The sequence below is a fragment of the Roseicyclus amphidinii genome (genome assembly GCF_030163755.1).
In the GTDB taxonomy this organism is placed as follows: domain Bacteria; phylum Pseudomonadota; class Alphaproteobacteria; order Rhodobacterales; family Rhodobacteraceae; genus Roseicyclus; species Roseicyclus amphidinii.
The window spans coordinates 66,493-77,104 of record NZ_JASJOE010000012.1 but is presented as its reverse complement, the minus strand read 5'-3'; the positions used below and the strand labels follow the sequence as shown (position 1 = coordinate 77,104).

At 68.0% G+C, this 10,612-nt stretch carries 12 protein-coding genes; 5 read left to right on the top strand and 7 right to left on the bottom strand.

The features are described from left to right. Positions 1-192, bottom strand: a 192-nt coding sequence (locus tag QQK83_RS06335) for a hypothetical protein (protein WP_284262710.1), incomplete at its 3' end; no start/stop codon positions are given. A 145-nt stretch (positions 193-337) separates the two neighbouring features. On the opposite strand from QQK83_RS06335, the gene QQK83_RS06330 reads away from it, so the two are divergent. Then, positions 338-907: an LOG family protein gene (locus tag QQK83_RS06330; protein WP_284262708.1), complete on the top strand. Its 570-nt coding sequence runs from the start codon at positions 338-340 to the stop codon at positions 905-907. 65 nt (positions 908-972) lie between these two features. Here QQK83_RS06330 and QQK83_RS06325 read toward each other — a convergent pair whose 3' ends face one another. From QQK83_RS06325 to QQK83_RS06300, 6 genes are all read right to left on the bottom strand, one after another. Beyond that, entirely contained in the window at positions 973-1,611 is a 639-nt protein-coding gene (locus QQK83_RS06325; RefSeq protein ID WP_284262706.1) for a cyclic nucleotide-binding domain-containing protein, read from the bottom strand. A gap of 161 nt (positions 1,612-1,772) precedes the next feature. Then, positions 1,773-2,375 carry a superoxide dismutase gene (locus tag QQK83_RS06320; protein WP_284262705.1) on the bottom strand — a complete coding sequence of 201 codons (603 nt, stop codon included), beginning with the start codon at positions 2,373-2,375 and terminating at the stop codon, positions 1,773-1,775. 168 nt (positions 2,376-2,543) lie between these two features. Next, the gene (locus tag QQK83_RS06315) at positions 2,544-3,113 is read right to left on the bottom strand and encodes a sarcosine oxidase subunit gamma (RefSeq protein ID WP_284262703.1); all 570 of its coding nucleotides are present in this window, start codon (positions 3,111-3,113) and stop codon (positions 2,544-2,546) included. Beyond that, positions 3,106-6,147: a sarcosine oxidase subunit alpha family protein gene (locus tag QQK83_RS06310; RefSeq protein ID WP_284262701.1), complete on the bottom strand. Its 3,042-nt coding sequence runs from the start codon at positions 6,145-6,147 to the stop codon at positions 3,106-3,108. The genes QQK83_RS06315 and QQK83_RS06310 overlap by 8 nt, the downstream gene beginning before the upstream one ends. Further along, entirely contained in the window at positions 6,144-6,464 is a 321-nt protein-coding gene (locus QQK83_RS06305; protein WP_284262699.1) for a sarcosine oxidase subunit delta, read from the bottom strand. The genes QQK83_RS06310 and QQK83_RS06305 overlap by 4 nt, the downstream gene beginning before the upstream one ends. 55 nt (positions 6,465-6,519) lie before the next feature. Then, positions 6,520-7,764 carry a sarcosine oxidase subunit beta family protein gene (locus QQK83_RS06300; RefSeq protein ID WP_284262697.1) on the bottom strand — a complete coding sequence of 415 codons (1,245 nt, stop codon included), beginning with the start codon at positions 7,762-7,764 and terminating at the stop codon, positions 6,520-6,522. A gap of 191 nt (positions 7,765-7,955) precedes the next feature. Between QQK83_RS06300 and ccmI the strand changes: the two genes are divergently transcribed. The 4 genes from ccmI to QQK83_RS06280 are packed head-to-tail and all read left to right on the top strand — an operon-like array spanning position 7,956 to position 10,608. Beyond that, the gene (gene ccmI / locus QQK83_RS06295; RefSeq protein ID WP_284262695.1) at positions 7,956-9,221 is read left to right on the top strand and encodes a c-type cytochrome biogenesis protein CcmI; all 1,266 of its coding nucleotides are present in this window, start codon (positions 7,956-7,958) and stop codon (positions 9,219-9,221) included. Positions 9,222-9,231: 10 nt separating this feature from the next. Continuing rightward, complete coding sequence (locus QQK83_RS06290) at positions 9,232-9,903, top strand: hypothetical protein (RefSeq protein WP_284262693.1); 672 nt, start codon at positions 9,232-9,234, stop codon at positions 9,901-9,903. Continuing rightward, positions 9,884-10,366 (top strand): Holliday junction resolvase RuvX, encoded by a 483-nt coding sequence (gene ruvX, locus QQK83_RS06285; RefSeq protein WP_284262690.1) that lies wholly within the window; start codon positions 9,884-9,886, stop codon positions 10,364-10,366. The genes QQK83_RS06290 and ruvX overlap by 20 nt, the downstream gene beginning before the upstream one ends. Continuing rightward, positions 10,366-10,608, top strand: a complete 243-nt coding sequence (locus QQK83_RS06280; protein WP_284262688.1) for a DUF1289 domain-containing protein — start codon at positions 10,366-10,368, stop codon at positions 10,606-10,608. Before ruvX ends, QQK83_RS06280 begins: the two co-directional genes overlap by 1 nt. Positions 10,609-10,612 lie beyond the last annotated feature (4 nt).

The window sequence follows — 10,612 nt, the reverse complement described above, 5'->3', positions numbered from 1 at the left end:
GGTGTCCTCGGGCAACGCGGCGTCCGACGCGCGGGTCATAGCCTCGGGGGCGGGCGCTGGCGCGGACGTGTCGCCCGGATCGCGCAAGGTGACATAGGCGATGGCAGCGGCCACGAGCAGGCCGCCGGCCGCGGCCGCGCCGACGATCGGTGTGACGCTTGCGCCTGCGGCGCTGTTGGTCTCTTTTACCATCCTGTTCCCGTTTCCCTCCCCCGAAGGCCGGGCCGTGACATCCCCTGCGCCAAGCCGCCGACGGTCCCATGGACGCAGCCGCTTGAGCGCCGTGGTCAATGCGCCTAACAGAAGGCAAATTCAAGCCCCGGAGCAAGAGATCACGATGCAAAGCCTGTCCGTCTGTGTCTATTGTGGCGCGCGCCCCGGTTCCGACCCCGCCTACATGGAGGCGGCGACGGCGCTGGGAACCGCGCTGGCCGGGGCCGGGATGCGGCTGGTCTACGGGGCTGGCGACGTGGGGCTGATGGGGGCCGTGGCCCGCGCCGCGCAGGCGGCGGGTGGCCAGACCTTCGGCGTGATCCCCACGCATCTGATGGCCTGGGAGGTCGGCAAGCGCGACCTCACCACCTTCGTCGTCACCGAGACGATGCACGAGCGCAAGAAGGTCATGTTCATGAACGCCGAGGCAGTCGTCGTGCTGCCCGGCGGTGCCGGAAGCCTCGACGAGTTCTTCGAGGTGCTGACCTGGCGGCAGCTGGGGCTGCACGACAAGCCCATCTACCTGCTGGACATCAACGGCTACTGGCAGCCGCTTCTCGCGCTGATCGATCATGTCATCGCGCAGGGCTTTGCGGATGCAAGCCTGACGTCCTACATCGACGCCGTGCCCGACCTGCCCGCGCTGATGGCGCGGCTGTCGGATCAGGCGGATCAGGCGGATCAGCCGGGCTAGGCGGGCCGGCGGTCAGTCACCCCGCCCACCGAGACGAGGCGGTTCATCTCGACGATCTTGTCGCGCTAGTTGCGGGCGAAAGCGGCCTCCAGCTCGCGCGCGATCTCGTCACGGCGGCGCGTGACCTCGCGCAGGCGCGGCGTGTCGATCTGCCAGACCGTCACCGGGGTTGCGGCGATCACCGTGGCCGTGGCGGCAAGCCCGGTGAGCGCCGTCATCTCGCCCACGAAATCCCCCGATCCACAGGACGCCACCCGAATGCCGCCGACCCGGACCTCGGCATGGCCTTCGGCGATGTAGCTCAGCTGCCCGACCGGTTCGCCCTGCACCGCGAGGCAGGCCCCCGGATCCAGCGAAACCCAGCGCCCCCGGTCGATCAGTGCCCGCGCATCGCCGCGCCCCAGGCCCGGCAGGTGACGGGCGATGAAATGCCCCTCGGCCTCGGTGAAGCGCGCGCGCAGGCCGCGCCAGTGGGTCAGCAGAAGCTGGGCGATGTTCACCACGACGAGGCAGGTTTCCCAGAAGGTCGAGACCGGATCGGCAAGGATGAAGGCCGAGTAGGAAATGCCCAGCACCGCCGAGGCGATGACAAGGAGGCGCAACCACAGAAGCGTGCGCATGAGCATGGAAAGGACCAGCAGCACATAGGCCGAATGACCGAGAAGGCCCTCTTGCGAGAAAGCCGAGGCAAGCGTGAATTCCATGGGACACCTCCTGAGCCATCAGGAGGCGCGGTGGCGCGCCGGTCAACGGAGATTTCCCCGCAGTCGGGGCGCGGGCCGCCCTGCGGGCACCGGACCCGTGACCCCGACACGCGAACGGCCCGCCTAAGCGGGCCGTCCCTGTCTTGCCGGAGCGGGCGGGATCAGCCGAGGCGGCTGGCCACGTTTTCCCAGTTCACCAGCTTGTTCAGGAAATTGTCGAGATAGGCCGGGCGCTTGTTGCGGAAGTCGATGTAATAGGAGTGTTCCCACACATCACAGCCCAGAAGCGCGGTCTGCCCGAAACAGAGCGGGTTCACGCCGTTCTCGGTCTTGGTCACTTTCAGCGAGCCGTCGCTGTCCTTGACCAGCCAGCACCAGCCCGAGCCGAACTGGCCCGCGCCAGCGGCGGCGAATTGCGACTTGAACTCGTCGACCGAGCCGAAGCTCTCGGTGATCGCCTTTTCCAGCTCGCCGGGCATGCCGCCCTCGCCGGGGCCCATCATCTCCCAGAACTGGTTGTGGTTCCAATGCTGGGACGCGTTGTTGAAGATGCCGTTCTGCGCGACCGCGCCGGGCTGGTAGGTGCCGGTGATGATGTCCTCGAGCGACTTGCCCTCCCACTCGGTGCCCGCGATCAGCTTGTTGCCGTTGTCGACATAGGCCTTGTGGTGCAGGTCGTGGTGATACTCGAGCGTCTCGCGGCTCATGCCGAGCCCCTCGAGCGCGTCATGGGCGTAGGGAAGATCGGGAAGTTCGAAAGCCATGGGTGAGTGCCCCCTCGTTGGTGGTTGTCGGTTGGGTGACAGATGGGGCCGGGCACGGGGCAAGGTCAACCCCGCCCCCCGCCAAGTGCCCCGGTTCACGGGTGAAATACAGGGTCAGGCTGCGCGCGGGCGGGCCGCGCTCAACCGCAGGTTACGGCGATGGGCGCGTCAGTGATAGCCGACCGCGCCGCCGGGTTTCGCCGACATCGCCAGCAGGTCGAAGGTATAGCGCGCGACCGAGCGGAAGCAGATCACGCGCGCCTCGGTCTCGCTTTCGAACCAGATCGCGCCCGCGACCTGTTGCAGGCGGGTCCGGCGCATCTCGCCGGGGGGCAGCGCGTCTGCCGACATGTCGGCGGGGGTGATCTTGGCCAGCGTGTCGCGCAGCGCGCCGCCGGGGCCGGACACGCGGAAGAGCGCGCGGGCGTCCGAGACGTTGACGGCCAGGTGATGCTGGCCCTCAAGCGCGGCGGTGAGGTCCGCGACCATGGCGTCGGCGCGCGCGTGGTCGCAGAGGATCAACAGCTCGTCGGGCGACATCCACGCGACATGGCACCCCTGCCCCGCGCTGATGGCGCGCGGGCCGGGCATGTCGGCCCCGGTGACCTGTGCGATGGCGGCACCCGCCGCCGACAGGTCGACGCGGAGCGTGACCATGCCGCTCAGGCCCATCTCTTCGATGCTCACCAACCCCTCGGCCCGTGCGCCGGGCAATGCGCTTTTCACGAGATCAGACATTCTGCTTTTCCCCCTCGGGGTCGTAGAAAACGGGGCTGACGATCTTCGCCTTCACGGTCTTCGGCGTCTCGCCCTTCGCGGGCTTTTTCGTGGTGTTGAACTCGATCACCTCGCCCATGCGGTCCGGCCCGTTCAGCACGAGCCCCATGGCGATGCCGCGCTTCAGCGTGGGCGAGTAATAGGTCGAGGTCACGCGGCCCTGCGTCATCCCCTGCCCGTTGGCGTTCACCCCTTCGGCCACGGCATAGGAGCCATCGGGAATGACCGAGCCGTCGAGCGTCTCCAGCCCTACCAGCTTCCACCGGGTCGGGTCGGTCATGTGCGAGCGTTCCTGCGCGCGTTTGCCCAGATAGTCCTCTTTCTTTTTCGAGATCGCCCAGTCGAGGCCCAGGTCCTGCGGGATCACGGTGCCGTCGGTCTCGTCGCCGATCATGATGAAGCCCTTCTCGGCGCGCATGACATGCATCGCCTCGGTGCCGTAGGCGGTGACGCCGAATTCCTGGCCCGCCTCATGCAACGCATCCCAGAGCGCGCGGCCCTGGCTGGCGGGGACGGAGACCTCGAAACTCAGCTCACCCGCAAAGGCGATGCGGAAGATGCGCATGTCGAATCCGCCGACCTTGCCCGCCGTCCAGCCCATGAAGGGCAGCGCGGCGTTCGACAGGTCCATGTCGGTGCCGAGTTTTTCCAGAACCGCCCGCGATTTGGGGCCAACCACCCCGATCTGCGCCCATTGCTCGGTCACATTGGCGGTGTAGACCTTCCAGTCCCACCACTCGCACTGCAGCCAATCCTCCATATGGGCATGGATGCGGTCGGCCCCGCCGGTCGTGGTGTGGCAAAGGAAAGTGTCCTCGTCGATGCGCGCGACGACGCCGTCATCCATGAGGAAGCCGTTTTCGCTGCACATCAGCCCGTAGCGGCATTTGCCGGGTTTCAGGCTGCTCATCATGTTGGTGTAGAGCATGTCCATGAAGCGGCCCGCGTCGGGCCCCTTCACGATGATCTTGCCGAGCGTCGAGGCATCCAGCAGCCCGAGGCCGCCGCGCGTGGCGTCGATCTCGCGGTTGACCGCGTCGCGGTGGCTTTCGCCCTTTTGTGGGTAGCAATAGGCGCGGCGCCAATGGCCCACGGGTTCCATGTAGGCGTTGTGATCGACGTGCCAGTCGTGAAGCGGCGTGCGGCGCAACGGCTGGAAGATCTCGCCCCGCGCCTCGCCCGCGATGGCCCCCATCGAGATGGGCGTGTAGGGCGGGCGGAAGGTGGTGGTGCCGACGCGGGGGATATCTTCACCCAATGCATCAGCAAGGACCGCCAGACCGTTGATGTTGCTCAGTTTCCCCTGATCGGTCGCCATTCCGAGCGTGGTGTATCGCTTGGTATGCTCGACGCTTTCATACCCCTCGCGCGCGGCAAGCTGGACGTCCGAGACCTTCACGTCGTTCTGGAAGTCGAGCCACATCTTCGACCGTTTCTTCGGGCCTGCGCCCTGCGGCATGACCCAGATCGGCGCAAGGGGGGCCTCGTGGGCGGCGGTGGCCTTGGCGACCTCGGCCTCCGGCGCGGGTTTACCCATGGATACCAACATGTTGCGGGCCGATGTTGAAGCATTGCTCAAACAATCGGTGGCATGCAGCGCGCCATCGGCCGCGCCTGCGCAGACCACGAAACCCTCGCCGGTCTGATCGGTCGGCGGGCGGTCGTGGTCGGGGCGGAAAAAGGCTCCGGCCTTGTCCCAGGTCAGCTTGCCGCCGCAATGGGACCAGAGGTGGACGACGGGCGACCAGCCGCCGGACATGGCGACGGCGTCGCAGACGATATCTTCGACCACCGCACCCTCGCCCGCCTGTCGGCACAGCTGGACGGCGACCACGCCGCGCAGGCCCTTGACGTTGGCGATCCCCATGCCGGTCAGCACCCGGATGCCGCGGGCGCGGGCCTCCTGCACCAGCGGGCCGTCGGCCTCCTCGCGGGCATCGACGATGCAGGGCACGTCAAGCCCCGCCGCCTTGATCGCAAGCGCCGTGCGATAGGCGTCGTCGTTGTTGGTGACCACCACCGTGCGGTCGCCGGGGCTGACGCCCCAGTTGGTGATGTAGTCGCGCATGGCCGAGGCGAGCATCACGCCCGGCTTGTCATTGCCGGGGAAGCTGAGGGGCCGCTCCAGCGCGCCGGTGGCGGCGATCACGCGGGCGGTGCGGATGCGCCAGAGCCGGTGGCGCGGGGTGTCGGCGGCGGGCGCGTGATCGGCGACCCGCTCATAGGCGAGGATGTAGCCGTGGTCATAGACACCGGCCACCATCGTGCGCAGGCGGAGATGGACATTCTCCATCCCTTCAAGCACTTGCACGGTGTCGTTGATCCAGTCTTCGGCCGGTTTCCCGTCGATCTCGACCCCGTCCACCGGCGCGCGCCCGCCCCAATGGGCGGTCTGTTCGCAGAGGATCACCTTGGCCCCGGCACGACCTGCCTCGAGCGCCGCTTGCAGGCCCGCGATGCCGCCGCCCGCGATCACGACATCGGTGTGGGCATAGAAATGCTCGTACCGGTCGGGGTCGGTCTGTTTCGGGTCGGGCGCTTTGCCCAGGCCCGCGGATTGGCGGATGAAGGGCTCGAACACATGCTTCCAGAAGGCGCGCGGGTGGATGAAGGTCTTGTAATAGAAGCCCGCGGGCAGGAAGCGCGGCAGCAGCGCGTTGACCTCGCCGATGTCCCACTCGAGGCTCGGCCAGTGGTTCTGGCTGGTCGCGGTCAGCCCGTCGAAAAGCTCGGTCGTGGTCGCGCGCTGGTTCGGCTCGTGGGTCTTGCCCTGCCCGAGGTTCACCAGCGCGTTCGGCTCCTCTGCGCCGGAGGCCACGACGCCGCGCGGGCGGTGATACTTGAAGGACCGGCCCATGATCGTCTGGCCCGAGGCCAAGAGCGCCGAGGCGAGCGTGTCGCCCGGATGGCCCGTCAGGCGCTTGCCGTTGAAGGTGAAGGCGATCTTGCGGCTGCGGTCGATCAACCGGCCGCCGGTGGACAGGCGCGTGCTCATGTCAGGCTCCAGTCGGGGCGTTTGGCGCGGATGGCCGCGACGATGTCGGCGGGCGGCTCGGTGGTCTGGGCCTTGTAGGTGCCGAAGACCTCGAGCGTGGCGGTGTCGCGGGCGGCGAGGAACCACTTGCCGCAGCCCATGGCGTGCCGCCAGCGTTCGAAATGCACGCCCTTCACGTTGGGGCGGAGGAAGAGGTAGTCCTCGAACTGCTCATCCGTCGAGCCGGGGCCGAAGCGCTTCAGATGCGCCTCGCCGCCGGGGGACAGCTCGGCCTCGCAGGCGGTGACGCCGCAATAGGGGCAGGTGAAGGTCAGCATTCGGGAACCCTCCTCGGAAGGTCATGTGAAGTGGGCGAAGCGATCCAAGGCAGGGTCAATGCGCCACCCCCGCCGCGACGCTTTCGTCGATGAACTTGCCCTCGCGGAAGCGGGTCATGGAGAATTCCTCGGCCAGCGGCGAATGCCCCTTGGCCATCAGCTCGGCCATGGCCCAGCCTGATCCCGGAATGGCCTTGAACCCGCCCGTGCCCCAGCCGCAGTTGACGAAGATTCCTTCGACCGGCGTTTTCGAGATGATGGGCGAGCGGTCGCCGGTCATGTCGACGATCCCGCCCCACCAGCGCAGCATCTTGAGGCGCGAGATGATCGGGAAGGTCTCGACCAGCGCGCGCACGGTCTCCTCGACATGGTGGAACGAGCCGCGCTGGGTGTAGTTGTTGAACCCGTCCGCGCCGCCGCCGATGACCATCTCGCCCTTGTCGGACTGGCTCATGTAGCCATGCACCGTATTGGCCATGACGACCACGTCCATCACCGGCTTGATCGGCTCCGACACCAGCGCCTGAAGCGCCACTGACTCGATCGGCAGGCGGAAGCCCGCGCGCTCGGCCATGACGCCGGAATGGCCCGCGACCACGATGCCGAGCTTGCCGCAGCCGATGTAGCCCTTGGTTGTATCCACGCCGACGACGCGGCCGCCCTCGCGGCGGACGCCCGTCACCTCGGTCTGCTGGATGATGTCCATGCCCATGTCGGAGCAGGCGCGCGCGTAGCCCCAGGCGACGGCGTCATGCCGCGCGGTGCCGCCGCGGGCCTGCCAGAGCGCGCCGAGGACCGGGTAGCGCGGCCCGTCGATGTTGATGATCGGGCAGAGCTCTTTCACCCGGCGGGGCGAGATGAATTCGGTCGCCACACCTTGCAGCGCGTTGGCGTGCGCCGTGCGCTGGTAGCCGCGAATCTCGTGCTGGGTTTGTGCCAGCATCATCACGCCGCGGGGCGAGAACATGATGTTGTAATTCAGATCCTGGCTCAGCGTCTCGTAGAGCGAGCGGGCCTTTTCATAGATCGCGGCCGAAGGGTCCTGCAGGTAGTTGGAGCGGATGATCGTGGTGTTCCGCCCGGTGTTGCCACCGCCCAGCCACCCCTTCTCGATCACGGCGACATTGCGGATTCCGTGATTTTTTCCAAGGTAATAGGCCGTGGCAAGCCCGTGCCCGCCCGCGCCGACGATGATCACATCGTAGTGCGCTTTCGGCGTGGGGCTGCGCCAGGCGCGCTCCCACCCAAGGTGGTGGCGGGCGGCCTCGCGGGCGATGGCGAAGGCGGAATAACGGCGCATCACGCGGCTCCTCTGACTGCCTGCCCGATGTGGGGCAGGACGCGCATGGAGAGGATACTCCGCGCGACGGTCCATGCGCAAAATGCGACGTAGCGCCAGAATGTCCCGCCCCTGCGGCCCGACGCCGGGTTTTCGAAGGGCCCGCGGGCGCTTATGTGAGAAACGTAGAGAGAGACAAGGACAGGCGCGACATGGGATTCTGGATCGCAACCGGCGCGTTTTCGGCGCTGGTGGTCATGATACTGATGCTGGCGGCGCTGCGCCCGCGCAAGGCCGCGGTGCCCGCTGCCGCCTATGACCTGCAGGTCTACCGCGACCAGCTGAAGGAGGTCGACAAGGATGTCGCCCGCGGCGTTCTGACCGAGGAAGAGGCGCAGCGCGCCCGCACCGAGGTCTCGCGCCGCCTGCTGGAGGCCGACCGCGCGTTGCAGAGCGCACAGTCGGTCGAGGCGCGCACCAGCACGATCGACCGGGCGATGATCGGCGCGGGCCTTGTGGCCACCGTCGCGGGTGCCTTCGCGCTCTACATGCAGATCGGCGCGCCGGGTTATCCCGACCTGCCGCTGGCCGGTCGCATCGAGATGGTCGAAGAGGCCCGCGCGAGCCGCCCCGGACAGGCCGTGGCCGAGGCCGAGGTGCCCTTCCGCCCCGGCGTGGCCGCCGATCCGCGGCGCGAGGAGCTGGTCGCGCAGCTGCGCGAGGTGATGGCCGAGCGCCCCGACGATCCGCAGGGGCTGGCGCTTCTGGCCTCGAACGAGGCCGCTTTGGGCAATTACACCGCGGCGCATGTCGCCCAGACCCGGCTGATCGAGGTGTTGGGTGATGCGGCGACCGGGTTTCATCACATCGACCTGGCCGAGATGATGGTGCTTGCCGCGGGCGGCTATGTCAGCCCCGAGGCCGAGCGCGCCTTGATGCGCGGCCTGCAGCTGGAACCGCGCAACGGGACGGCGCGCTATTACGTGGGCCTGATGTATGCGCAGCAGGGGCGGCCCGATCTGGCCTTTCCGGTCTGGCGCAACCTGATGGCCGAATCCTCGGCCGATGCCCCTTGGCTCGAGCCGATCCGCCTGCAGATCGAGGAAGTGGCCTTTCTCGCGGGCGTGAACGTGACCTTGGCCGAGCTGCCGCAGCCCGCCGGCGCGCCCGCGCCGCGGGGACCGACCGCCGAACAGATGGAGGCGGCGCAGGGTATGGCCGCCGAGGACCAGGCCGCGATGATCGAGGGCATGGTCGCGGGGCTGGCCGAGCGGCTGGCGACCGAAGGCGGCCCGCCCGAGGATTGGGCGCGGCTGATCAACGCGCAGATCGTGCTGGGCCGGACCGAAGACGCGCGTGCCGTCTACGAGGAAGCGCGCACGGTCTTTGCCGACCTGCCCGAGGCGCTGGAGATGCTCGATGCTGCTGCGGCCCCGATCCTCGGCGGTCAGACAGGCGGCACTCCGGGCAGCGACTAGGTCGGGCGGGGTGGGCAGCACCGTAAACACCGTCGGCTATTACTGCGGTCGGATCGGCGAGGGCATCCTTGGCGAGCCGCAGAACTCCCTGACCAACCTCGCCTTTATCGCCGCGGCCCTTTGGGCTTTCGGCCAGTGGCGGCAGGGCGAAAACCGCGATCCCCTGATCCTTGCCGCTGTGCTGGCGGGCGGCGCCATCGGGCTGGGCAGCGTGATCTTTCACAGCCACCCCACCCCCCTGACGCTGCAGATCGACCTTTGGCCGATCCAGATCTTCGGGCTGGGGGTGATCTTTCTGGTGGCGCAACGCGGCTTCGGGCTGGGGCTTTGGGGCGCGGGTCTGGCCGTTCTGGGCTTCGCGGCGATCCGACAGCTTTGGGTCGCCTTGTTGCACCCCGGCCTGTTGGGCGGCGGGATCACGCATGTGCCCGCGCTTGTCGTCTTGCTGGGCAGCGGGGTCATCTTGTGGCGGCGCGGCCATCCGCTGGGGCGCGCACTTGTGGGCGCTGCCGGTCTTTACGTCCTTGCGCTGAACGCGCGGGCCGCCGATCTGATGATCTGCGATGCTTTCCCATGGGGCACGCATTGGCTATGGCATCTGCTGACGGCCGGGGTGGTGGCCACGCTGCTCCACGGTCTTGTTCGGCACGGAAAGGCCCGCGATGATCTGCACCGATATTGAGAGCTTCGCCGCCGCGATCCCGCCGGGTCGGGGTCTGCTGGGCCTCGACCTCGGGACCAAAACCATCGGGGTGGCGGTGTCGGATCGGCTGCTTTCGGCGGCGACGCCGCTTGAGACAGTGAAACGGGTGAAGTTCACTGCTGACGCTGCGCGGCTGGCCGAGATCGCGGCCAAGCGCGAGATCGGCGGCGTGATCCTCGGCCTGCCCGCCAACATGGACGGCACCGAGGGGCCGCGCGCGCAATCGACCCGCGCCTTCGCGCGGAACCTTTCCCGTTTCGAGGGCTTCGAGGGGCTGCCCATCGCCTTCTGGGACGAGCGATTGAGCACGGTTGCGGCAGAAAGGGCACTTCTGGAGGCGGATACGACACGGAAACGTCGCGCAGAGGTGATCGACGCCGTCGCGGCAGGCTATATCCTGCAAGGGGCGCTCGACCGGTTGCGCCACCTGAGGAGCGCCTGATGTCCGACGAGATCTGGAAACGCGACGAGATCCAGAGCCCCTGCGTGAAGATCTGCGTGGTCCATCCCGAGGCGCGGATCTGCACCGGGTGCCTGCGCACCATCGACGAGATCACGCAATGGACCCGCATGGGCCATGAGGCCCGCGCCGAGGTCATGGCCGCCCTGCCCGAGCGCCGCGCGCAGCTTACCCAGCGCCGCGGCGGGCGCGCCGCCCGGTTGAAGCGCCGCGGCGAGGGCTGACGCC

Coding starts and splice junctions, on each gene's coding strand:
- QQK83_RS06330 (WP_284262708.1), top strand. CDS start 338: ATGCAAAGCCTGTCCGTCTGTGTCTATTGTGGCGCGCGCCCCGGTTCC.
- QQK83_RS06325 (WP_284262706.1), bottom strand. CDS start 1,611: ATGGAATTCACGCTTGCCTCGGCTTTCTCGCAAGAGGGCCTTCTCGGT.
- ccmI (WP_284262695.1), top strand. CDS start 7,956: ATGGGATTCTGGATCGCAACCGGCGCGTTTTCGGCGCTGGTGGTCATG.
- QQK83_RS06315 (WP_284262703.1), bottom strand. CDS start 3,113: ATGTCTGATCTCGTGAAAAGCGCATTGCCCGGCGCACGGGCCGAGGGG.
- QQK83_RS06280 (WP_284262688.1), top strand. CDS start 10,366: ATGTCCGACGAGATCTGGAAACGCGACGAGATCCAGAGCCCCTGCGTG.
- QQK83_RS06300 (WP_284262697.1), bottom strand. CDS start 7,764: ATGCGCCGTTATTCCGCCTTCGCCATCGCCCGCGAGGCCGCCCGCCAC.
- QQK83_RS06310 (WP_284262701.1), bottom strand. CDS start 6,147: ATGAGCACGCGCCTGTCCACCGGCGGCCGGTTGATCGACCGCAGCCGC.
- QQK83_RS06305 (WP_284262699.1), bottom strand. CDS start 6,464: ATGCTGACCTTCACCTGCCCCTATTGCGGCGTCACCGCCTGCGAGGCC.
- ruvX (WP_284262690.1), top strand. CDS start 9,884: ATGATCTGCACCGATATTGAGAGCTTCGCCGCCGCGATCCCGCCGGGT.
- QQK83_RS06320 (WP_284262705.1), bottom strand. CDS start 2,375: ATGGCTTTCGAACTTCCCGATCTTCCCTACGCCCATGACGCGCTCGAG.